This window comes from Streptomyces sp. NPDC018031, assembly GCF_044327625.1.
Classification (GTDB): Bacteria; Actinomycetota; Actinomycetes; order Streptomycetales; family Streptomycetaceae; genus Streptomyces.
Map to the genome: position 1 here is coordinate 106,720 of NZ_JBIRFT010000007.1, position 22,498 is coordinate 129,217.

The following is a 22,498-nucleotide window of genomic DNA, read 5'->3' on the forward strand; positions in this document are numbered from 1 at the left end:
TGGGGGACGGGGCGCGCCGGTGCGCCGCCCGCCTCAGGCGACGGGCCGGCCGGGCGCTGCGGCCTCGGGCGGATCGATGTCCTCGTGCGGGGTGACCCGCCAGAACATGGTCACGGTCAGCCGGTAGCCGGTGTGGTGGCGTCCCTCGCTGTCGACCCGGCCGGTGTGGGCCAGCGCCCAGTCCCCGGCCTCGTCCCGCCGCTCGCCCGCCACTCGCTCCGGCACGGGGCCGGACGCGGCGCCGCAGGTGGTGCACTCGACCTGGAGGAGGTACGGCTCGGCGTCCGGGTCCGGGGCGATCGACATGTCGACGTACCGCATCCGGACCCGGCTCAACGGACGGCCTCCGGTGCCGAGGTGGTGTCCGGTGCGGTGCTGGTCGCGATCCGCAGCGCGAGGAAGAGCGTGTCCGTGTCGGTCAGCTCCCGCCCGGCCGGCACCCGCCACCGCAGCCCCGGCCCCTCGGTCCAGTGCACCGGCGGCACCCCGACGTAAACCCGCTCGGCGTCGGACGCGGGCAGCACCGCGACCGCCCGCAACTCCGGGCACGGCCCCGCCCCGGCCGGCACCAGCCAGTACATGCTGCGCCAGTCCTGGATGACGGCCCCGCTGTCCTCCCCGAGCAGGGCCAGGGCCCGTTCGCCGATGTGCGCAGGGACGCGTACCGCCTTCCACCATCTGCCGGCGGGTAGCGCTGCGACCTCAGTGCCGTGGTGCGGTGTCCATGAATTCGATGCGTTGCTCATGCGTCCCCTTCCCCATCACGGGTAGTGAGGAGACACAACCGCCTGTGATCGCTGCTCGCCAGTGTCGACCCGCTGGACGCATGGATCTATGCGTTCCCCGCATAGGGGTGGTGGGCGATGGAAGAGGGCCAGGTACGAATGAGGCAGGGGGTGGAGGCTGTGAACTGGTCAGCGCAGGCCGTCCGGGACGCCGCACGGCGAGGCGAATACGGCCGGGTGGTGCGGCTCGCCCGAACTGCCGCCGGCGTATCCCAGCGTCAACTCTGAGAGGCGTGCGGGGTCAGTCAGTCCGCGATCTCGCGACTTGAAGGCCGCGGGACCTCCTCCTACGACATGACGCTTCTGGCAAGAGTCGCCACACACCTTCACGTCCCTCCGCGCTTGGTGGGCCTAGCGGATCATGCGGTGGTCTCTGCCACCGAAACCGACGGGACCTCAGTGGAGCGACGTAATTTCCTCGCCGGGGCAGCGGCTGTGGCGACCACACCGGTGCTGGCAGCACTTCCCACAGCACAAGCGCATCCGGCGGACGGCAGCCAGATATCGGCGCTCCGATCTGCTACCACGGCCTTCCGCCGTATAGACGGTACGACCCCGTCCCGACACCTGACCGAGCCCGTACTGGCACATCTCCGCCTCGCCCGGACCATCGCGGGCGAGACCCAGAGCTCCGAGCATCGAGCACGACTGGCAGCTGTGGGGAGCGAAGTCGCTTCGCTGGCCGGGTGGTTGTCCTGGGACATGGGCGATCACGGCTCCGCCAGAACGTGGTACGGCACCGCGATCAAGGCCGCACGCAGCTCAGGCAACCGCCTGCTCGCCGCTTACCAGATGGGCAGTCTGGCCCAGTTCGAGGCTCATGCGGGCAACACCGCTCAAGGTCTCAGCCTGGTCCGGTCTGCCCGCCGCCAGCTCGACGATCGACAACCGGCGATCTGCACGGCCTGGCTGTGGGCGGTCGAAGCGCTGGCGTATTCGGCTGCCGGTGACCGCGCCGCTGCCGAAGAGGCGCTTGCCGCCGCTGCGCGCGACGCTCAGATGGTCCCCCACGAGGACCCGCCCCCGTGGCCCTGGGTGTTCACCTTCGACGCCAGCAAGGTGGCGGCGATGCGAATGTCCTGCGGAGCGAAACTCGGTGCGGCGAGCTGGGTGTTCGGCGCCCAGGACGATGCTGCTGCGGCTCTGGCATCCGGTCACGAAAAGCAACGTGCCCTGCTCACGCTCGACCTCGCGACGGCTCACTTGTCGGCAGGTCGACTCGATGGTGCGTTCGTGTTGGCCGCCCGCGCGCTGGCGACGGGCGTGCGGTTCAAGTCGGGCAGGATCATCGAGAGCGCGAGGGCCTTGCGGCGTACCTGTACCTCGACCACGCCACCCAGGGTCGTCAGGGACTTCGACGATCAGTTGCACGGCATTTACCTGTGAACCACGTGGAGGGACGCCCATGAAACTCGGTATCACCGGACATCGCGGCCTGCCAGAAGCCACTGAACGGCTCGTTCGCACAGCAATCCAGGAGGAGATTCGACGTCACCGGCCAGACGACCTGGTGGCAGTCTCCTGTATCGCCGATGGTCCTGACGCCTGGTTCGCCGAGGCCGTCCTGCAGGCGGGTGGGCGTCTCGCAGTCGTCATCCCGGCGGAGCGGTACCGGGACGGCCTGCCGGAGGACCACCACCCCATGTACGACACGCTGCTGGGCCGGGCAACCGACGTCCACGCCACGGGAATGACCGATTCCGGCTCGCAGGCGCACATGGCCGGCAGCGAGATTCTGGTAGATCTCGCGGACGAACTGATCGCCGTATGGGACGGACAGCCCGCCCGGGGATACGGCGGAACAGCCGACGTCGTGGCCTATGCCGACCGGATCGGAGTCCCGGTCCGCCGCATCTGGCCGGCGGGGAGCAGCCGTGACTGATCTCAAGGCCTTGCCTGCCTGCTGCCGAGCCGATGGGGAGAACCCGTGACGACCATCGCCGTGACCGGTCACATGGACCTCACCGAGGCCAGCGTCCCCCTGGTCCGCAGCGCCCTGGAAACCCTGCTGGCATCCCACACGGATGGTGAACTGGTCGGCCTCTCGTGCATCGCGAAGGGTTCCGACTCCCTCTTCGCCGAGGCCGTGCTCGACGCCGGCGGCAGGCTGGTGGTGGTGATCCCGTCACAGGACTACCGCCGGGCCAAGGTCAAGCCGGACCACGGCACCACCTTCGACACCCTCGTCGAGGCCGCCGCCGAGGTGCTGGTCATGCCGCATGAGACCGCGAACCGCGAGGCGTACGAGGTGGCCAACTCCGTGCTGCTGGAGCGCGCCGAGCGACTGGTCGCGGTCTGGGACGGGCAGCCTCCCAGCGGCAAGGGCGGCGGTACCGCCGACGTGGTCCTCCAGGCACGGCACGCGGGCATCCCGGTCGACGTGGTGTGGCCGCAGGGCGCGGCGCGCGTGGGGCGGTGACCGTGATGGCCGGGAGCAGCCGTACCTGAGTTGCGTGCGCTGCCATTGAGGTCTGGCTGAGGCGTGAGAGGAGACGAGCGGTGGCTGACGATCTGCACGCGGTAGCGCGGTTCCTGTTCGAAGCGGGAACGTTGAAGCAGGCGCGACGCACCGGATGGTGGATGGCTGGCGTGCGGGACCCGGAGAGCGTCGCCGAGCACGCCTGGCGCACCTCGCTGATTGCCTCGGTCATTGCCACGCTGGAGGGTGCGGACCCGGCGCGATCCGCGCTCCTGGCGGTCTGGCACGACTCGCAGGAGACCCGTACGGGCGATGTGAACCACCTGGCCAAGAAGTACGCCACCGGCGCTGATCCGCAGGAGGTGACCGCTGACCAGACCGAGGGTATGCCGGACATCCTTGCCGTATCGGTGCGCACATTGGTGGCTGAGTACGAGGCGAAGGAGTCGCCCGAGGCGTTGTGCGCCCGGGACGCGGACAAGCTCGAATGTCTCCTCCAGGGAATCGAGTACAAGGCTCAGGGCTACGAAAGCGCCCAACGGTGGATCGACAACAGTCGCGGCAGGCTGCTGACCGAAACCGGGAAGCGACTCGCCGATGAGCTCCTCGGGCAGGGAACGCTCGACTGGCTTCGCGCCGCGCTCGGCGAAAGCTCATAGGTCACGCACCACCGGCGTGTTCGTCCACGCCCGGCACGCGGGCATCCCGGTCGACGTGGTGTGGCCGCAGGGCGCTGCGCGTAAGGCGTAGCGCGAGCCCGCCCCGAAGCCGGGCGGGCCCGGCGAGGGGCTCCCCGGTCGTGGATCAAGCCCGTACCCTGCCCCGTATGAGCTGGTCACGGGCGTTGAAGGAGGCCGTGCGCTCGGGGCTGACCATCGAGCGGACGCGGCTGGAGCCGCTGGTCGCCGTGCGCGGGGCGTGCGGGGTCGCGATCGTCATCGGGCTCACCCTGTGGCTGGGCTCGCCCGCGCTCGCGGTGTCCTCCGCGTTCGGCGCGATGTCCTCCGGCCTGGCCACCTTCCAACAGAGCTGGCGGCCGCGCCCCTTGCTGGCGCTGGCGGCCGCCGGGGGGCTGGCCGTCAGTACCTTCCTGGGCTACTTGGCGGGGGCGAACACCGCCGTCTTCGCCGCCGGACTGGCGGTGTGGACGCTGCTGACCGGCATGGCGTGGGCGGTCGGGCCGGTGTCCGGCCTGGTGGCCACCCAGATGGTCGCGGTCATGCTGGTCACCGTCACCCTGCCGACATCGGTGGCGGGGGCGGTGCAGCACACCGCGCTCATCGCCTTCGGCGGCGTCGTCCAGGCCACGCTCATCGTGCTGTTCCCGGTCCGCCCCTGGGGGGTCCAGCGCGACGCCCTGGCCGACGCGCTCGCCGGGGTCGCGGACTACGCCCGCCGGCTGCGCGACGACCCGACCGCGCCCTTCGACCCGCAGTTGCTGATGGAGGCGCGCGGTGCCGCCGCGCTGACGCCGCGGCAGGCCCGCAACCGGCCGTGGCAGCTGCGCGGCCTGCGTGGGCCGGTGGAACGGATCCGGGCGGTGCTGGCCTCGCTGGCCGATCCGGTCGTCGGCGCCCCGCACGTCGGGCCGCAGCGCGACCGGGTACGGGAGCTGCTCGCGGCCACCGGGTCGGTGCTGGACGCCGTCGCGCACGCGGTGCGCCGGGGCGAGCCGGTCCGGCTGCCGCCCGCGGCCATGGCCGCCTTGGAGGTGCCGGCCGGCGGTCCGGTGCTGGACGGTGCCCCGCGCCGGGCCGCGCTGCGGCTGATGGCGCTCGTCGCCGACGTGGTGGAGGCCACCGAGGGCCCGGTGGAGGCGGTCACCAGTGAGGGGCGCAAGGACACCACCCGCCATCTGCCCCGCCCCGGGGTGCCCGGCCTGGTCCCGGTGGTGCTGCGCGCGGTGCGCCGGGAGGCCCGCTGGTCGTCGCCGGTGCTGCGGCACTCGGTACGCCTGTCCGCCGTCGCCGTCAGCGGCTATCTGCTGGTCACCGCGCTGCCCTGGGAACACGGCTACTGGGCCCCGATGACCTCGGTGATGGTGATGCGGCCCGACTTCGGCCAGACCTACGCCCGCGGTGTCGCCCGCTTCGCCGGCACCCTGGCCGGGGTCGCGCTCGGCGGGGCGGTGGTGGCCCTGGCCGATCCGGGCGCGGTCGTCAGCGCGGTGCTGGCGGTGCTCTGCGTCGGCCTGCTGTACCTGCTGCTGCGCACCGGGTACGCCGTCGCCTCGGCCTGCATCAGCGGCTACGTGATCTTCCTGCTCGCCATCGCGGGGGAGGGCGCCGGGCAGACGGTGGCGGAGCGCCTGGCCCTGACCCTGCTCGGCGGGGCGCTGGCGCTGGCCGCGTACGCGGTCTTCCCGGCCTGGGAGACCCCGCTGCTGCGCAACCGGCTGGCGGACTGGGTGACCGCCAACGGCCGCTACGCCGTCGCCGTCTTCGAGGCCCACGCCCGGCCCGCGGACCGGCGCCCCCGCGAGGTCCGGGACGCCCTGCTGGACGCCCGGGCGGCCCGCGCGGCCTGGGAGCAGAGCCTGGCCCGGGCCCAGCAGGAGCCGGTCGGGCACCCCGACCTCACGCGGGACACCGCGGAGGCGGCGGGCACGGCGGTGGGGGCCATGGGACGGGTCACCATGCTGCTGGAGGCGCATCTGCCGGACCCGGACGCGCCCGGGACGCCGGAGGCCGGTGCCTTCGCCGCTGCGCTGAACGAGACCCTGCCCGCGGCGGCGGACGCGGTACGCGCGTCGCGGCCGCTCGCCCGGCACCCGGTGCGGACCGCGCTGGAGCGCTGGCAGGAGGGCGCCGGGGAGCGGCCGGGGGTGGCGGTGCGCTGCGCCGACCTGCTGGCCGAGGCGCTGGACGAACTGGCGGCGGCCCTGCCGCACCGGGCGCGCTGACGCCGGCCGACCTCGCGGCGGGGCCGGGCCGGAACCGGGATGCCGGAAAGGACGCTTCACCGATCCTGCCGGCTTGTTCCGTGCCCGGCGGGGCCGGCGGCTCGCTGGTCGGGACAGCAGCCGTCTTGGGAGCGTGCGGGAAGTGGTCGGCCCATTCGGTGATGTCGGGACAGGACGAGTCCCAGCCGAGTCGGGTGGCTGCGGCCTCGATGACGAAGAGCGTGGTGCGGAGTCCGAATCGACGAGCGTGGTGCGGAGTCCGACGCCCGGGCCCAGCAGGGCCCGGTGCGCTCCGGTCCGTGCGTAGGGCGTGCCGACGCTGCCGGAGTCGATCACGAGCCGGCCGTGGGCGAGGCGGACGAACGGCGTGTGGGTGCGGCCGCAGACCACGGTGTCGCCGAGGGGCCTGAGGGAACCGCTTCGGCGCGATGGGCGAAGGACAGGTGAAAGCCCAAGTATTCGAGCAACGTCCCTTGGACGAGAGGAGCCCCGATGACCGTCGGACCAGGCGTCGGCATCGGCACCGCGCGTGCCGATGTGGAGAGCGACGCCTCAGTGATCGCGCGGTCCCGGGATGAGCCCGAGGCGTTCGCCGCGCTCTTCGACCGGCACGCCGACGCCGTGCACCGCTACACGGCCCGCCGCCTCGGCGGCGAGGTCGCCGATGACCTCGTGGCGGAGACCTTCACCACCGCATTCCAGCAGCGGCATCGCTACGACCCGGCCCGCGGCGCGGGCGCCGACGCCCGGCCCTGGCTGTTCGGCATAGCGACCAACCTGGTCGGCCGGCATCGGCGGGCCGAGGCCCGCCGGTTCAAGGCCATGGCCCGGGTCCCGGCCCCCGCCGACCACGACGAGCCGCTGGCCGACCGGGCCGCGGACCGGGTGGTGGCGCACGCCGTACGCCGAGAGCTGGCGGCGGCGTTGGCCGCGCTGCCCGCTCGGCACCGGGACGTGCTCCTGCTGGTGGCCTGGGGGGATCTCAACTACGGGGAGGCGGCCCAGGCCCTCGGTATCCCCGTGGGAACGGTCAGATCACGGCTGCACCGGGCTCGCAGCAAGCTGCGCGAAGCATTGGGCGGATCCAATCCGACGGCACTGCGAGAGGTATCCGACCATGAATGACGAACTCGAAATCTTGAGGGAGTGGGACGCGGACGCGGCCCCGCTCACCGGTCCGGCCCGGGACCGGGCCCGGCACCGGCTGCTCAACGCGATGGCCCACGCGGGCCGGCGCACCGGCACCCGCCCCGGTCGCCGCCATGCACTGCGCCTCGCGGCGACCGTAGTGGTCGCCACGGCGGTTGCGGGGACGGCGGTGCTGATCGGCACGGACGGCTCCGGCGAGGGCGGCGCACCGGGCACGAGCACCCTGCGGGTGGAGAACGCCGCCGCGACGGTGCTGAACGGGGCGGCGGCGTGGGAGCGCGAGCAGGAGAAGGAGCCGGTGGCGCCGCGCGACGACCAGTTCATCTACTCGAAGCGGATCATCAAGGAGACGGAGCAGAAGACCGGCGAGGTCAAGACCTACACCGACGAGATGTGGGACTCGGTGGATGTCTCCAAGCGCTCCTTGTCCATGGAACTGGGCCGCGAGATGTGGGAGGAGCCCGCGGGGAAGGGCGGCGGAGTGTGGCCGCCCCGGAAGTGGAGCGAGCTGCGGAAGCTGCCCCAGGACCCGGAGAAGCTCATCTGGGCCATCCTCTCCTTCGGCTCCCGCGCCGACGACCGGTCGATCAGCGATCTCGACAAGCTCGAACGGTTCGAGGCCTACTGGCTGCTCGGCGAGCTCCTGAAGAACCCGGTGCTTCCCCGGGGACTGCGCCCCGCGGCGTACGAGGCGCTGGCCCTTGTGCCCGGCGTCAAGACGATCCCGGGAGTGAAGGACTCCGCCGGGCGGACCGGGGTGGGGATCGCCCATACCGAGCGCGGATCGTCCGAAGGCAGGTACCTGATCTTCGACCCGGCGTCGTATGAATTCCTGGGCTTCCGCGACGAGCGGACCTCGGCTTCCGGGAAGAAGAAGTACACCCAGCTGTCGCACGTGGTGGACTGGGGGATCGTCGACCGGGTGAAGCAGCGCCCGTAGGCCGCCGTCCCGCGGCCGGGACCCGCAGGGCCGCCGGCACCGGCATATCTCGCCGGCGGCCCTGGGGGTTGCCTCCGGGAGGTCGGTGGGGATGCCGCAGCCGAGGACCTCGCCGCCCGCGTCGCGAACGCCGCGTCGATACGGCGGTCCGGGGTTGAAACGGCATGTCGCTGACGCTGTCAGGGACGAAGAGCCCCAGCTCGGCACGGCAAGGGAATGCGAGGGGGGGCCAGCGCGGCCGGCGCGGCTATATTCCATGCGTGGACGACGATCACGGGCAACTCCTCGCGGGTCGCTACCGGTTGAGCCGACTGCTCGGCCAAGGTGGCATGGGCGCCGTCTGGCAGGCCCACGATGAACAGTTGGGGCGGGACGTCGCCGTCAAGGAGTTGCGGCTGCCCGAGCATCTGGGCGAGGCCGAGCGGCAGAACTGGATCGCCCGGCTCGACCGCGAGGCCCGCGCCGCCGCACGGCTGAAGCATCCGGGGATCATCACCGTTCATGACCGGATATCCGGCCCCGACGGACGGCCCTGGATCGTCATGGAGCTGGTGAACGGCGGGTCCCTGGCCGACCTCATCGAGGCACAGGGCGCGCTCACGCCCCAGCGGGCCGTCGACGTCGGGCGGCAAGTGGCGGCTGCGCTGGGTGCCGCGCACCGGATGGGGATCACCCACCGCGACATCAAGCCCGCCAACATCCTCCTGGAAGAGGACCGGGTCGTCCTGACCGACTTCGGGATCGCCGCCCTCGAGGGAGACGCCACCCTCACCGCCACCGGCATGATCATGGGCACGCCCGCGTTCATGGCGCCCGAGCAGGTCCGTGGCCTGCCCGCGACGGCCGAGTCCGATCTGTGGTCGTTGGGTGCGACGCTGTACGCCGCGGTGGAGGGCCGCCCGCCGTTCGCGGGGACGGCACCCAGCGCGGTCCTGGTCGCGGTCGTGACGGAGGAACCCGCCCCGGCGGTGCGGGCGGGGGCCCTCGGCCCCGTACTCGACGGACTGCTGCACAAGGATCCGGCCGCGCGCCTCACCATGGAGCAGTTGCAGGCCCGGCTGAACGAGGCCGCCGGCATGGCGGCGGCCCCCGCCATGGCGGGGGCCGCCGCGTTCCCAACCCCCACGATGCCGGCACGGAGCCCCGCTGTGCAGCAGCCGGCGGCGCGGCCCACCGCCGGCCCGGGGCCCGCACGGCGCCGACGTCTCCCCCCGTGGGCCAAGCTGGGCGTGACGGTACTGGTGATCGCGCTGGTCTCGTATGCCGGGTACTTCCTCGACCAGCGGCCCGGCAACAGCACGTACGAGTCCAACCGGAGTGTGGCCGACGCGCTGACCGCCCCCACGGGCTTCTCCCGGCAGAGCACGACCCGCATCGACCAGGACCGGGCACAAGTGACCTACACGTGGCCCGACCCGTGCGTCGATCACTGCGCCGACCAGGTCGCCCTGGTCGAAGAGTGGATGATGCAGCAGCCGGGCGTCGCCCGGGTCGACACCCTCGGGGCCGAACTCGGCGGCTGCCTCGACGACGAGCATGGCTGCCCCCTCCTTGTCGAGCCGGTGCCGTCGTACAAGGACCCGACCCTTCAGGGCGCCGCAGTCCAGACGGAGGGCGACCGGCTCTCCTTCCGGGTCAACGTGGGCTGACAGCCGCCGCCCGCTTGTCCTCCTGACGGAGGGTGCCTCAGTGGGGTCTGTTCAATCGAGCGGACCCGTCGCACTTCGGTGGTCTTCCGCGGCTTCGGACCGGGACGCGACGCCGGGTGACGACGATCCGGGGTTCGTCAACGGCACCCCACCCTTCCGCGGGGACCGCACACCCCTCGCCTCCGGCCAGGGCCCAGTACCCCGAAGCCCGGCAGGACGTCCTGCGGGCGGCCGGCCGCGAGAAAGCCTCACCGGCAAGGCATCCGGCAAGCCCGCTCGCCGCCCCGAGCCGGAACCTTGGGCCGGACCGGCCGCGGGGCCCACCACGGAGCAACCGGAGTGACCCACTCCGATAGGCGGTGCCTATCCTGTGCGGGTGCAACTGCATCAGCTCCGCTATTTCACCGCGGTCGCGGACACCCGGCACTTCACCCGCGCCGCGGAACTGCTGCACATCGCCCAGCCCTCCCTCTCCCAGCAGATCCGCACCCTCGAACGGGAGCTGGGCGCCGAGCTGTTCCACCGCGCCCGCGGCCACATCACCCTCACCGACGCCGGCGAGGCCCTGCTGCCGCTGGCCCGGCAGATCCTCGCCGACACCGAGACCGCGCACCGCGAGGTGCAGGAGGTCGCCCAGCTGCGCCGCGGCCGGGTCCGGCTCGGGGCGCCGCCCAGTCTCTGCGCCAGCCTGGTCCCCGATGTGCTGCGCGCCTTCCACCACCGCTACCCCGGCATCGAACTCCTCGTCGACGAGGGCGGTTCCAAGGACCTGGTGCGCACCCTGGCCGCGGGGGGCCTGGACCTTGCGCTGATCATCACCCCGCTCGCGGGCGGCGCCCCGGCGCTGGCCACCACGGAACTGCTGGGCGAGGACCTGGTGGTGGTGTCCGCGCCGAACGCCCCCGCCCCGGTGCGCCGCACCCGGATCCGGGTGACGGACCTGGAGGGGCGGCCCATCGTGATGTTCCGGCGCGGCTACGACCTCCGCGAGTTCACCATCGCCGCCTGCCAGGCCGCGGGCTTCGAGCCCGCCTTCACCGTGCAGGGCGGGGAGATGGACGCGGTGCTGGGGTTCGTCCGGGCCGGGCTGGGGCTCGCCGTGGTGCCCGGCATGGTGGCGGCCCGCTCAGGGCTGCGGGTCACCCCGTTCGCCGCTGACCAGGGCATGCGGCGCACCATCGCGATCGCGCACCGCAAGGACGTGGCCCCGACCCGGGCCGCCCGCGAGCTGCGGCGGGTGCTGCTGCACCACCTGGGCGCGGGCGAGGACTGACCGCGGACCGAGCCGGGCGCGGCCCCGGGCGCGGTTCAGCCCCAGAGCGCACGGGCCAGCTCCGTCCCCGCGAAGGCCGCGCCCAGCCCGGCCAGCACACTGCCCAGCACATTCGCGGCAGCGAACACCCGGGCCCCGCTCTCGGCCAGCCGCAGGGTCTCGTAGGAGAAGGTGGAGTACGTGGTGAGCGCTCCGCACAGTCCGCTGCCGAGCAGCAGCTGAACCCGGGACGAGGCCGCCCCGGCGGCCACCGCGCCCGTCACCAGGCCCAGCACCAGACTGCCCGCCACGTTGACGACGAAGGTGCCCCAGGGGAAGACGGAGTCGTGGCGGCGCTGCACGGCGCGGTCGGCGAGGTACCGCAGCGGGGCGCCGGCCATTCCGCCGAGGACCACCAGCAGCCAGTTCACGAGGCGTCGCCCGGGTCGCCGGGTGGCGTCCGCGGGTCGGCTGGCGGGTCTTCGTTCGCTGGTGCGCGATCGCGACCGTCCCGGTGCCGGCCCTCGGCGCCCCGGACGATCTCCACCGGGTCGAGGGTGATCAGACCGTCGTCGACGAGACCGGTCACCTCCGGCAGGAACGCCCGTACGGCCTCCTCGGTGTCCACGATCACCACCGCCACCGGCAGGTCCTCGGCCAGCGACAGCAGCCGCGCGGTGTGGATGCGGGAGGACGCCCCGAAGCCCTCGATGCCGCGGAACACGCTGGCCCCGGCCAGCCCGGCACGGTGCGCGCGGTGCACGATCTCGCTGTACAGCGGACGGTGCCGCCGGACGTCGGCCGCGCCGAGCAGTACCGTCAGCCGCAGTCCGGGCCGGTGGGTCCCGGTCATGGCCGCCTCCCGCTCGCCGGTCCTTCGAGGGGCGCCGCCCGCCTGCCCGCGACGGCCCGCCGGGTGACCGCTGCCGCCAGCCACACGGCGGTCAGCGCGGCCACCACGGTGGCCGCCAGGTAGGCCAGCCCGGTACCGGCGCGCCCGGCCCGGGTCAGCCGCTCGATGTCCACCGCGTAGGTGGAAAAGGTCGTGAAGCCGCCGAGTACCCCGGTACCGAGGAACGGACGCAGCAGCGGATGGGCCGTGCCGGTCTCCGTGACGAGTACCAGCAGCACCCCGATCGCCGCGCAGCCGACGGCGTTGACGGTGAGGACGGTCCACGGGAAGGCGCCCGGCGGGTCGGGCCGGAGCAGGAGCGCGCCGTACCGCGCGGCCGTGCCGATCCCGCCGCCGACCGCCACCGCGATCACCGTCTGCGTCCGTACCGTCCCCATGACCGCCGTGTCCTGTGCTTCTGCCGTGGCAGTCCAGGCTATCTCCGCCCCCCCGACGGGGCCGGACGAGGCCTTATGGTTGATCCGGCTGCGGTGCGGAACGCCCCACAGCACCGGTCTCACAGCGGGGAGTACGAGATGGGGAAAGCCGGCGCGAAGGACCCCCACATCACCGGGCGGGGTCCGGACCCGAGGGCGGAGCGCAGCCGGGCCGCCGCGCTCGCGGCCGCCAGCGACCTGCTCATCGAGAGCGGCTGGGCCGGGGTGACCCATGTGTCCGTGGCGGCCCGCAGCGGGGTCGGCCGGACGACGCTGTACCGGCACTGGCCGGAGTCGGCGATGCTGATCCAGCAGCTGCTGGCCGACCTGTTCCAGGTGGAGCCGGTGGAGCGCACCGGTGAGCTGCGCGCGGACCTCATCGGTGAGCTGCGGCAGTTCCTCGGGCTGCTGCACAACCCCCAGTCGGAGCGGGCCCTGCGGGTGATCATCGACCAGGCGCCGCTCGACCCGCGCTACGCCGAGGTGCTCGGGGCGTGCAGCCGCAAGGGCACCGACGGGCTGCGGGAGATCGTGGACGGTGCCAAGGCGCGGGGTGAGCTGCCGGCGGACCTCGACACCGACGTCGCCATCGATCACCTGCTGGGCCCCCTGGTGTTCCGCAGGCTCATCTCGGGGACGGCGTTCGAGGACCGCTATGTGCCCGACCTGGTCGACGGCTTCCTGGCGGCGCGCGCCCCGCGGGCCTGACCGGCCCGCGCACCTGACCGGGCGGCGGGCCTGACCGGCCGACGGACCTGACCGTCCCGCGGGCCCGGCCGACCGGGGGACCTGACCGGCCGGCGGACCGGACACCGGAGCGGCGCGGCGGCCGCGGGGGCGGCGGCGCCGCGCCGGCCGGGCGTCACCGGTCCCGGTACACCGCGGCCTCCGCCATCGCCTGGAGCTCCGCCGCCCAACGGGGGGACAGCGACGCCGCGACCGCCTCGTTGGCGACCTTCAGCCGTTCCGCGATGACCCCTTCCACCCGGTCGCGGATGCCGGTCCGGATCAGCAGGGCGTGCAGTTCGTCGGGGTCGGTGCCGGGCAGGTCGTCGCCGACCAGGGCGCGCACCTCCGGCTCGTCGGCCAGCGCGAAGGACATCAGCAGCGTCATCTTGTGCTGCTTGAAGTCGAGCCGGGCGGGCTTGCCGGTGGTCTCGGCGCTCCCGAAGGCGTCGAGCAGGTCGTCACGGAGCTGGAACGCCTCCCCGAGGGCGAGGCCGTACTCCTCGAACGCCTCCTGCAACCCCGGGCCGCCCTCGGCCAGGGCGGCGCCGACGGCCAGCGGCCGCGCCACCGTGTAGCGGCCGGACTTGAACAGCGCGATCCACCGGGCGAGCCCCGGGTCGGGGCGGAACCGGGCGGCGGCCCGGACGTCGAGGAACTGCCCCACCATCAGCTCGGTGGACAGCTCCCCCCAGATCAGACGGCAGCGCTCGGTGCGGGCCGCGGCGGACATCAGCCGGTCCGCGTAGACCAGGGCCAGGTTGCCGGCGAGCACCGCGACGCTCTCCCCGTACCGCCGGGCCTCTCCGTGCCAGCCGCGGTCGGTGTGCAGCGTGGCGTGCCGGATGTGCGCGGTGGGCTCGTTCCGGCGCAGCTCGGAAGCGTCGAAGACGTCGTCGTGGAGGAGCGCGGAGGTGTGCAGCAGCTCCAGCGCCGCGGCGGCGTCGACCACCGCGGACGACTCGGGGTCACCGCCCGCGGCCAGGTACGCGGCGATGCAGAAGGACGGCCGCAGCCGCTTGCCGCCGCTGGCGACCATGTCCGCCACACAGTCCACCAGCTCCACCGCGTCGGGGTTGGACGCCGCCCAGATCCGGCGCTCCTCGGCGAGGAAGCCGGCCAGCCGCCGCTCGACCCGGGCCAGCAGTGCCGAGCGCTCGTCGTGCGGGCCGGCGGCCGTGGCCGGGCGGTACTCGTTCGCGGTCACTGCGGGCTCCCTGGCGTGGAAGTGGACGATGTCCTCGGTTGTGGTGGCGGTGGGGCCGGCGCGGCCGTCCCCTGGTCCCGCGCGCCGGGCCTCCCCGGTGCGGGGCTCCCCGGCCGCCGGCTCCGAGGGCCGGGCCGGCCGTGCGCCCGCCTCTCGGCCGGCTCCGGTCCGGTGCGGAGACGTCGTCGGCCGGGCGGTACCCGGTAGCGGGCCGGGTCGTCGGCTGCCGCCGTACGGCCGGATCACCGGGTGCCGGAGCCGAAGGCGCGGACCGGTCCGGCCACGCCGGCCGGCCACCCGGCCCCGTGTTCGGCCGGTTCCGGCCCGCACAGCATATGCCGTCCCGGCCGGCTCCCGGGCAGGGTCCCACGCCGCCCCGAGCGGACGGAACCGGCGGCTCCGGCAGCTGCCGGGAGCCGCGCCGCCGGGTGACCGGGGAGCGGGGGCCGGCGCCCGGGCAGGGGAGCAGGAGAGCGGACGGAGGGGAGCGGGCCGGTGCCGGCCGGGCCGGGGGGTACCGCCCAGGACGTGGCACGCCGGGAGGCGGGAGCGGGGCCGGAACGGGGCACCGGCCCCGGACGAGGCGCGCCGGCGGGGACGGGAACGAGGCGGGCCGGCGGGGACGGGAGCAGGGTCTGGAGCGGGTCGGTGCCGGCCGGGCCGGGGGAACCGCCCCGCACGCGGCACACGGGTGGGGACGGGAGCGGGGGCCGGACAGGCCACGGCACTGCCCCGCACGCGGCACGCCGGCCCGGACGGGCGTGTGCCTGTCCCGGCCGGTCGCGCGCCGCCCCGGACGGGTCCGGCGACCTTCCCGGACCCCGGGAGCCCGCCGATGGCGCGGCGGGTGCGGAGCCCGGGGTGACGATGGTCATGGGGACGCACGCGCCCCGGGGCGCCCGCCGGGCGGCCTCTTCCGGTGAACCGGCACCTGGCCGGTCAGACCACCACCGACCCGTCGTCGGTCGCCGCACCGGGAGAACACCGTATGGACCCCGTCCACAAGCTCCACCGCGCCCTGCTGATCCTGATCGTCGGGGGGCTGGTCACCTACCTGGCCTTCGTCAACCCGCTGCTCGGGGTCGCCCTCCTGGTCGGAGCCGGTGTCGCGACCCTTCTCCACCAGGTCCTCGGCTGACCGGCGGACCGGGTGGCGCCACCGGCCCGGGGCCTCGCCGGCCACCACGGCGGGGGCCCGCTCCGGGCGGCCGGCCGAAATAACCGGGCCCGGATGCGCCACCCGGGCCCGCTCCGCACGGCATGGCCGGGTGGGAGCCGTACAAGGTGGTGCTCCCAGTCGAGTCGGTCGAGTTACGGGAAGGACTGGTCCCCATGCGCAATGCCCCCGATGTCCGAGGGCCGACGGACCCACACGGCCGGGCGAGCACGACGCGGGGGCTGGTCCCCGCGGCGCGTACCTCGCCGGAGGCCGGGCCGCGGCGCCGTCTGACGGAGGAGCAGGTCGCCGAGTTACAGCGGCTGAAGCCGTTCCTCGAGGGCATGGTGCGCCGGGCGCGCATGGAGTACCTGATGGAGGACCTGGTGCAGAACGGGGTGCTCCAGCTGGTGCGCGCCTGGTCCAGGCCGGACTTCGTCCTGGACCGGCGGGACGGCGGGCGGGCCTTCGCCCGCAAGGTGATGCGGGACGTCATCGCCGACGCCGCACGGAGCAACGACCGGGACCTGTCGTCCACCGTGGACGAGTTCCCGGAGGTGTCGGTCGAACCCGACGAGGGCCTCCACGCCCGGGTCGACCGGCTCAGGTCCATCGACGCGTTCCTCGCCGCCGAACTCCCCGAGAAGCTGTACCAGGTCGCCCGGCTCGCGATCATCGAGGGCTTCAACCAGGCCGAGATCGCCCGCTGCCTGGGCATCGACCGGCACACCGTCGCCCGTCGCTACACGAAGGTGCGCGAGGTGCTGGAGCTCCACAAGGACAAGATCCATGACGAGGTGCTGGGTGACGTGACGAGCTAGTGCCGCGACTCGGACTCACGGGAGGAGGCCGGCAAGCCGCCTCCCGTGAGTCCAGGTTGGGTCCTAGTGACCCGTACGACAACGACAGCGCTTGAGGGTGCAACCGACAAGCGTCCACACGCACACGCACCGGGAGGGGCATACGGAATGTACGACACCTTCGAAGTACTCCGCCGCGCGGCGGAGGACAGCCGAGAGGCTGATCGGCAACTGCACGGCGGGATCGACCCCGTCGGCTGGGAAGCGCTTCTCGATCGAGTCGAGGATCAACTGGAAGGGGACGACCGGGAGGGCGACGCGGTCCCCGAGCCGCTCGCGCCCGCGTTACTGCGCTCCGGTGCGCGGCGGGAGCCCCTGCTGTCGCTCCTCGCGAACGGGCGACGATTCGCGGTCGGAGGAGGTGGCGTCACGGTCCTGTAGGGGCCGGCCGGCCGGAGCGCGTCACGCGCCCGGAGCGGCACCCGGGAATGCGGCCCGGACAGTGGCTGACACCGGGTCTTCACGGGGGGAGACCGGGCGTCCGGCGACAGGCGTGACCATCGCGGTCGGGTCCGGGTAGAGAGGCGCTGTCCCCTCGAACACGGGGACGAGGGGGCAGCGCGCGCGGCTCCGGTGGCCGACGGCCGGGGCGGCGGCGTGCGGAGAACCGGTGGCGAACCGCAGGCGCGGTGGCGCGCGGAACCGGCCGCCAACGGCCGGGCGGTGGCGCGCGGATCACCGTCACACGGGCCGACGGGGCGGAGCGCAAGGTTCCGGTGGCCTGGGCCCAGACGGGGACGATCGGAGCCGAAGCGGCCGGCCTGACGGCCCGGGGCCGAGGGACGGACGGATGGATGGAGGGGCCGGGGCCCGGGGGTCCGCCCGGCGCACCCAGGGCCACCCGGACGCGTCCCGCCGGCGCTCACCCCGCATCGCTTACGCCATCGCTACGCCGCACTCGCTAATGTCCCGCTGAACAGCAGAAACGCCCTCCCGGAAGGGAGGGCGCGCACACCGTACGGGCAGAGCGCCCCCGGCAGGACTCGAACCTGCGGCCAAGCGCTTAGAAGGCGCCTGCTCTATCCACTGAGCTACGGGGGCCGGTGGTGGTCAGGAACGGTAGCCCCCGGGTGCCCGCGGTTCCGACCGGGCCGGCCGGACAACCGATGGCCGGGCTCGGTGGATCCGTGACCTTGCCGGGGACAAGGATAGGGGCCCGTGCGCCTCGTCCCGGTTGCTTCACCTCCGTGGCACGTTGTGGAGGTTCGGTGAAGCGGTCCTGATAATCGCAGGCAGGTACGAATCCTGCATCGTTTTTCACGCCTCCCGGGACGGGTGTTGTGCACTCGTTATGCCCGGCCCCCCGCCGACCCTGCCGTTCTGTGCCCATGTGGGGTGATCCGGGTGGGTTTGATCGCCGCGTGTGGACGGGCATAAGCTTCAAAAAGCCACCAAAATTGTGCATTCTGCACACGTGGCGATCTTGGACGTACGGCCCCGACTGCTCGACACGCTGTCCGCACTGCGCGACCGCGTCGACGCCGCACGTTTTCCGCTCCCGCTCCCCGGCGTCGGCCGCGCCCGCCGGAACCGCGCCGAACTGCTCGCGCAGCTGGACGACTACCTGCTGCCCCGGCTCCGCTCGCCGGAGGCCCCGCTGCTCGCGGTCATCGGCGGATCCACCGGCGCAGGGAAGTCCACCCTGGTCAACTCGCTCGTCGGACGGCGGGTGACCGAGGCCGGCGTGCTCCGGCCCACCACCCGCACCCCGGTGCTGGTCTGCCACCCCGACGACCACCACTGGTTCGCCGGCCAGCGGGTGCTGCCCCGGCTCACCCGGGTGTGGGTCCCGGCCCAGGGCGACGCGGGTGAGCCGGGCTTCGAGGACTACCCGGACGAGGAGGCGGCGGAGGCGGCGTCCCGGCAGATCCGGATCGAGAGCGACGAAGCGCTGCCCCGTGGCCTGGCCCTCCTCGACGCCCCCGACATCGACTCCCTGGTGGCCCGCAACCGCGAACTCGCCGCCGAGCTGATCTGCGCCGCCGACATCTGGGTGCTCGTCACCACCGCCACCCGGTACGCCGACGCGGTGCCCTGGCACCTGCTGCGCACCGCCAAGGAACACGACGCGACCCTGGTCACCGTGCTGGACCGGGTGCCGCACCAGGTCGCCGCCGATGTGTCCCGGCAGTACGCGGCCCTGCTCGGCGCGGCCGGCCTCGGCGACGTCCCCCGCTTCACCATCCCCGAGCTCCCCGAGTCCGCGGGCGGCGGCAGCGGCCTGCTGCCCGCCACCGCCGTCGCCGCACTGCGCGGCTGGCTCACCCAGTGCGCCCGGGACCCGCAGCTGAGGGACTCGGCCGCGCAGCGCACCGCGGCCGGCACGATCGCCTCGCTGCGGTCCCGGGTCCCCGCCCTCGCCGCGGCCGCCGCCGCCCAGCACTCCGCCGCGGTACGGCTGGTGCAGCGCGTCGACAGCGCGTACCGGACGGCGGCCGAGCGGGTGCGGCGGGAGATCGGCGCGGGGGCGGCGCTGGCCGGCGGCGCCCTCACCCACTGGCACGGCTACCCGGAGGACAGCAGCGCCGACGAACTCCTCACCGGACTGACCGACGCGCTGGCCGTCCTGGTACGGAGCGCGGCGGCCGCCGCCGACGAGCAGATCGCGGCCGGCGGCGCCCGGGACTCCGCCGCCCGGGCCGGGCTGGCGCCGCGCGACGCCGCGGGCGCGGCCGACCGCATCGGGGTGGCCGCCCGCCGGTGGCGCCGGTGCGTCGAGGAGATCGCCGAGGAGGAGGCGCGGGAGGCCCGCACCTCCGAACGCGGCGGCATTCCCGACCCGGAGGGCATCGCGGCCCTGCTGGTCGCCGCGCTCCTCGGCGGACGCCGCGCCCGCGCGGCGGGCGAGACCCTCGCCGAGACGCTCGGCGTGCAGGGCGCGCTCCGGCTGCGCGACCGGGGCGGACAACTGCTCGACGACTACCTGGGACAGACGCTGGACACCGAACGGGACCGCCGGCTGGCGCCGCTCGACGCGCTCGACATCACCCCCGAGCACCAGGTTCAGCTGATCGCCGCGCTGTCCGTACTCCAGAAGGAGAAGGAGAGGTGAGCGAGGTGACCACCACCGACCCGTACCGCGGCGACCGGCCCGGCGGCCCGCTGCCGCCCGCCGGCCGGGCCGGCGACCACGAGGCCCAGCCGGGCGGACGGCCCGGTGACCACCCCGACGGCCAGGCCGGCGGCCACCCCGGTGACCGGGCGGCCGGCCGGCCCGGCGAGGGGACCGCGGTGCCCGCCCGGGCCGCGGAGCACGCCGGAGCGCACCTCGGCGACCGGGCCGCCGGCCGGGGCCGGGACGAAGCGGCGGGGGCGCCGGGCGACGGCCCGGACGGGCCGGCGGAGCCCGGCCCGCCGCCGGACGGAGCGGAGACCAGGACGCCGGGGCGGTCGGCCGCCGGGCGGGACGCGGAACCGCCCGCCGGGAGCCGTCCCGACCCCGGCGCGGGGTCGGCGCCGGGCGGGACCCCCCGCGAGGCATGGCCGCAGAGCGCGGCCCCCGGCGGCCCGGGGGCGAGGCAGGCATGGGACGACGGCCTGATCGCCCGGCGGGTCCACCCGCCCGAGGGGACGGCGTGGTCCGAGGAGACGGAAGGGGCCGGGGAGATCGAGGGGATGGCAGAAGGCCAGGAGGCGGAAGGGGCGAAGGAGACCACCGCGCCCGGACGGACCCCGGGGAAGGATCCGCAGGCCCCGAGAACCGCGGAGGCCTACCGGGCTGACGAGGCCCGCGAGGCCGAAGAGCCCGGTGAGGCCCGGGAGGTGGGCCGGAGCCCCGGAGGCCATGAGGCCGCGGAGGCGACCCCCGACCGGGCGACCGGCGGCCACCCGGTCGGCCCGGTCGCGGCCGGGCACCCGCACGGCGCGCCGCTCCCCGGCCGGATGCCGCTGCCCGGCCGGCCGCCGGGGCCGGCCCACCGCGGGAACGACGGGGAACTCCCCGCGCCGCGCGGCGCGGACGGAGCCGACGGCCCGGCGCCGGGAGCGGGCCGCACGGGCGGGCCGGGAACGGAACGGGTGGCCGGCCCGATGCCCGGGACCCCGCCCGTGGCGGCGGACCGCGGATACCCGGCGGCGTTCCCCGGCACCGGCCGGTACCCGGGCCGGGCCGGGGACACCGGGACGGCCGGGCGCCGGGAACGGGCCGCCGGCCCGGGGCCCGACGGCCCGTTCGGACCCCGCGGCGGCCCCGCCGGGCCCTCCGTCATCCCCGGCGGCACCACCGGGATGCGGGACGAGCCGCCCGGCGGCCACGACGAGAGCGCCTGGGAGGACGGGCCCGGCGGCGGCGGAGTGTTCGGCGGGTACGACCCGCACCCGCGGCCGGGCGGGGCCCGCACGCTCCGGCCGCGGCTGGACGCGCTGCGCGAGCTGATCGGACTCTCCCGCAGCCGGCTCGACCGGCGCGCCCTCGCCGAGGCCGGGCGGGTGCTGGACGAGGCGGCGGCCCGCGGCAGGTACTCGCTCGGGCACACCGTGGTGGCGCTCGCCGGGGCCACCGGCAGCGGGAAGTCCTCCCTGTTCAACGCGCTCGCCGGGGTGGAGATCTCGCGGGCCGGGGTACGGCGGCCGACGACCGCGGAACCGGTCTCCTGCGCCTGGACCGACCACGCGGACGGCCTGCTGGACCGGCTGGGCATCGCGCCGCGGGCCCGGCACCGTCCGGTCGACCCCTACGACCAGGCGCTGCGCGGGCTGGTCCTGCTGGACCTGCCCGACCACGACTCGGCGGCGGCCGGGCACCGCGAACGGGTGGACCGGCTGCTCGGGCTGGTCGACGCGGTGGTGTGGGTGGTGGACCCGGAGAAGTACGCGGACGCGGTGCTGCACGAGCGCTATCTGCGGCCGCTGGCCGGCTACGCGGAGGTGACCTTCGTCGTCCTCAACCAGGTGGACCGGCTGCCCGGCGACGCCGCCGACCAGGTGCTGGACGACCTGCGGCGGCTGCTGGACGAGGACGGCCTGGCCCTCGGCGAACACGGCGAACCCGGGGCGACGGTGATGTCGGTGTCCGCGCTCACCGGACGCGGGGTCGGCGAACTCCGCGAGACGCTGGGGCGCTTCGTGGGCGAATGCGGCGCCGCGGAGCGCCGGCTGTCGGCCGACGTGGACGGTGCGACCGGCCGGCTGCGGCCGTGCTACGTGGTGGACGGCGGCCGGGCGGGGCTGACCGAGCGGGCGCGCACCGACTTCGAGGACCGGCTGGCGGACGCGGCCGGCGCGGGAGCCGTCGGCCAGGCGGCGGAACGCGTCTGGCTGCGCGCGGCGCACCGCGCCTGCGGGCTGCCCTGGGGGAGGCTGCGGCCGCGGCGGGGCCGGCGCCGGTGGCGCGGCGGGGCCAAGGACCCGGGCGGAGCGATGGCCGTACCGCCGGTGACGGCCCGGTCCGCGGTGGACGAGGCGGTGCGCACCCTGGCGGACGAGGCGGCCACCGGGCTGCCGGGCCCCTGGGCGCAGGCGGTGCGCGACGCGGCGCGGCGGGGCGCCAGGGGACTGCCGGAGGCGGTGGACGAGGCGGTGGCGGCCGCGGCGCCGAACGGTCGCCCGGACCGGCCCGCCTGGTGGACCGTCGCCGCCTCGCTCCAGGTGACGCTGCTGGTGGTGCAACTGGTCGCGGTGGGCTGGCTGCTGGGTGTGGTGACCGGCGGGATGGACGGCGGGTGGTGGCTGCCCGCGCTGCTGTTCGCGGTGAGCGCGGCGGGCGGTCCGGCCGTGGCCTGGGGCTCGGCGCTGGCCGCCCGGGGACCGGCCCGGACGTACGGGGACACCGTGGAACGGCGGCTGCGGGACGCGGCCTCCGGGTGCGGACGGGCGCGCGTACTGGAGCCGGTGGCGGCGGAGTTGCTGCGCTACCGGGAGGTCCGGGAGAAGTACGCCGTCGCGGCGGCCGGGTGAGCCGTCCCGGCCCGGCGGGACGGGGACGGCGCCGCGCCCGGGGCCGTGCACCGGACGCCGGCCGTGCCGCGTTCGGCGCGGGCGGGCCGCCCGCGCGAACTCCGGGCGGTTCACCTCCGCGCCCGGGCGGCGGGGTGCCCCGTCACCCGGTCGGGCGGCCGGGTTTTCCCCAACCGCCGCCTCGTCCACAGGCCCCGGCCGGATCCGGCGGATGCGGTCACCATGGAGC

General features: G+C 74.8%; 21 protein-coding genes and 1 tRNA gene. 15 read left to right on the plus strand and 7 right to left on the minus strand.

Annotation, left to right across the window (positions count from 1 at the left end; translation table 11 throughout):
* Window positions 1–33: 33 nt before the first annotated feature.
* Window positions 34–321: a hypothetical protein gene (locus tag ACH4B3_RS18480; protein WP_398463923.1), complete on the minus strand. Its 288-nt coding sequence runs from the start codon at window positions 319–321 to the stop codon at window positions 34–36.
* Window positions 322–332: 11 nt separating this feature from the next.
* Window positions 333–746, minus strand: a complete 414-nt coding sequence (locus ACH4B3_RS18485; protein WP_398463924.1) for a hypothetical protein — start codon at window positions 744–746, stop codon at window positions 333–335.
* Window positions 747–1,442: 696 nt separating this feature from the next.
* On the opposite strand from ACH4B3_RS18485, the gene ACH4B3_RS18490 reads away from it, so the two are divergent.
* The 9 genes from ACH4B3_RS18490 (at window position 1,443) to ACH4B3_RS18530 (ending at window position 11,117) form a co-directional block, all read left to right on the plus strand.
* Window positions 1,443–2,171: a DNA-binding protein gene (locus ACH4B3_RS18490; RefSeq protein WP_398463925.1), complete on the plus strand. Its 729-nt coding sequence runs from the start codon at window positions 1,443–1,445 to the stop codon at window positions 2,169–2,171.
* Window positions 2,172–2,190: 19 nt separating this feature from the next.
* Window positions 2,191–2,667 (plus strand): hypothetical protein, encoded by a 477-nt coding sequence (locus ACH4B3_RS18495; RefSeq protein ID WP_398463926.1) that lies wholly within the window; start codon window positions 2,191–2,193, stop codon window positions 2,665–2,667.
* A gap of 45 nt (window positions 2,668–2,712) precedes the next feature.
* Entirely contained in the window at window positions 2,713–3,204 is a 492-nt protein-coding gene (locus ACH4B3_RS18500) for a hypothetical protein (protein ID WP_398463927.1), read from the plus strand.
* Between the two features lie 80 nt (window positions 3,205–3,284).
* Entirely contained in the window at window positions 3,285–3,863 is a 579-nt protein-coding gene (locus ACH4B3_RS18505) for an HD family hydrolase (protein ID WP_398463928.1), read from the plus strand.
* Window positions 3,864–4,030: 167 nt separating this feature from the next.
* On the plus strand, window positions 4,031–6,106 hold the full coding sequence (locus tag ACH4B3_RS18510) for an FUSC family protein (RefSeq protein ID WP_398463929.1): 2,076 nt from the start codon (window positions 4,031–4,033) through the stop codon (window positions 6,104–6,106).
* Window positions 6,107–6,598: 492 nt separating this feature from the next.
* The gene (locus ACH4B3_RS18515; protein ID WP_398463930.1) at window positions 6,599–7,231 is read left to right on the plus strand and encodes an RNA polymerase sigma factor; all 633 of its coding nucleotides are present in this window, start codon (window positions 6,599–6,601) and stop codon (window positions 7,229–7,231) included.
* The gene (locus ACH4B3_RS18520; RefSeq protein WP_398463931.1) at window positions 7,224–8,195 is read left to right on the plus strand and encodes a CU044_5270 family protein; all 972 of its coding nucleotides are present in this window, start codon (window positions 7,224–7,226) and stop codon (window positions 8,193–8,195) included. Before ACH4B3_RS18515 ends, ACH4B3_RS18520 begins: the two co-directional genes overlap by 8 nt.
* Window positions 8,196–8,455: 260 nt before the next feature.
* Window positions 8,456–9,844, plus strand: a complete 1,389-nt coding sequence (locus ACH4B3_RS18525; RefSeq protein WP_398463932.1) for a protein kinase — start codon at window positions 8,456–8,458, stop codon at window positions 9,842–9,844.
* Between the two features lie 376 nt (window positions 9,845–10,220).
* Window positions 10,221–11,117: a LysR family transcriptional regulator gene (locus tag ACH4B3_RS18530; RefSeq protein WP_398463933.1), complete on the plus strand. Its 897-nt coding sequence runs from the start codon at window positions 10,221–10,223 to the stop codon at window positions 11,115–11,117.
* 35 nt (window positions 11,118–11,152) lie between these two features.
* On the opposite strand, the gene crcB (ACH4B3_RS18535) is transcribed toward ACH4B3_RS18530, so the two are convergent.
* Genes crcB (ACH4B3_RS18535) through crcB (ACH4B3_RS18545) form a run of 3 tightly spaced genes read right to left on the minus strand, consistent with a single transcriptional unit; the run spans window position 11,153 to window position 12,386 of the window.
* The gene (gene crcB, locus ACH4B3_RS18535; protein WP_398463934.1) at window positions 11,153–11,527 is read right to left on the minus strand and encodes a fluoride efflux transporter CrcB; all 375 of its coding nucleotides are present in this window, start codon (window positions 11,525–11,527) and stop codon (window positions 11,153–11,155) included.
* Window positions 11,524–11,949, minus strand: a complete 426-nt coding sequence (locus ACH4B3_RS18540) for a DUF190 domain-containing protein (protein WP_398463935.1) — start codon at window positions 11,947–11,949, stop codon at window positions 11,524–11,526. Before ACH4B3_RS18540 ends, crcB (ACH4B3_RS18535) begins: the two co-directional genes overlap by 4 nt.
* Window positions 11,946–12,386, minus strand: coding sequence for a fluoride efflux transporter CrcB (gene crcB / locus ACH4B3_RS18545; protein ID WP_398463936.1), 441 nt, complete (start codon window positions 12,384–12,386; stop codon window positions 11,946–11,948). The genes ACH4B3_RS18540 and crcB (ACH4B3_RS18545) overlap by 4 nt, the downstream gene beginning before the upstream one ends.
* A 138-nt stretch (window positions 12,387–12,524) precedes the next feature.
* Here crcB (ACH4B3_RS18545) and ACH4B3_RS18550 point away from each other — a divergent pair, with 138 nt between their 5' ends.
* Window positions 12,525–13,133, plus strand: coding sequence for a TetR-like C-terminal domain-containing protein (locus tag ACH4B3_RS18550; protein WP_398463937.1), 609 nt, complete (start codon window positions 12,525–12,527; stop codon window positions 13,131–13,133).
* Window positions 13,134–13,287: 154 nt separating this feature from the next.
* Here the strand turns inward: ACH4B3_RS18550 and ACH4B3_RS18555 are convergent, their stop codons facing one another.
* Window positions 13,288–14,358 carry a polyprenyl synthetase family protein gene (locus tag ACH4B3_RS18555; protein ID WP_398463938.1) on the minus strand — a complete coding sequence of 357 codons (1,071 nt, stop codon included), beginning with the start codon at window positions 14,356–14,358 and terminating at the stop codon, window positions 13,288–13,290.
* A gap of 988 nt (window positions 14,359–15,346) precedes the next feature.
* On the opposite strand from ACH4B3_RS18555, the gene ACH4B3_RS18560 reads away from it, so the two are divergent.
* From ACH4B3_RS18560 to ACH4B3_RS18570, 3 genes are all read left to right on the plus strand, one after another.
* On the plus strand, window positions 15,347–15,496 hold the full coding sequence (locus ACH4B3_RS18560; protein ID WP_398463939.1) for a hypothetical protein: 150 nt from the start codon (window positions 15,347–15,349) through the stop codon (window positions 15,494–15,496).
* 194 nt (window positions 15,497–15,690) lie between these two features.
* Entirely contained in the window at window positions 15,691–16,335 is a 645-nt protein-coding gene (locus ACH4B3_RS18565) for a sigma-70 family RNA polymerase sigma factor (RefSeq protein WP_398463940.1), read from the plus strand.
* Window positions 16,336–16,482: 147 nt separating this feature from the next.
* Entirely contained in the window at window positions 16,483–16,755 is a 273-nt protein-coding gene (locus ACH4B3_RS18570) for a hypothetical protein (RefSeq protein ID WP_398463941.1), read from the plus strand.
* A 587-nt stretch (window positions 16,756–17,342) separates the two neighbouring features.
* On the opposite strand, the gene ACH4B3_RS18575 is transcribed toward ACH4B3_RS18570, so the two are convergent.
* Window positions 17,343–17,415, minus strand: a tRNA-Arg gene (locus ACH4B3_RS18575).
* 373 nt (window positions 17,416–17,788) lie between these two features.
* On the opposite strand from ACH4B3_RS18575, the gene ACH4B3_RS18580 reads away from it, so the two are divergent.
* Window positions 17,789–19,426 (plus strand): dynamin family protein, encoded by a 1,638-nt coding sequence (locus tag ACH4B3_RS18580; protein ID WP_398463942.1) that lies wholly within the window; start codon window positions 17,789–17,791, stop codon window positions 19,424–19,426.
* Window positions 19,423–22,269: a GTPase gene (locus tag ACH4B3_RS18585; protein ID WP_398463943.1), complete on the plus strand. Its 2,847-nt coding sequence runs from the start codon at window positions 19,423–19,425 to the stop codon at window positions 22,267–22,269. Before ACH4B3_RS18580 ends, ACH4B3_RS18585 begins: the two co-directional genes overlap by 4 nt.
* The last annotated feature ends 229 nt before the right edge of the window (window positions 22,270–22,498 follow it).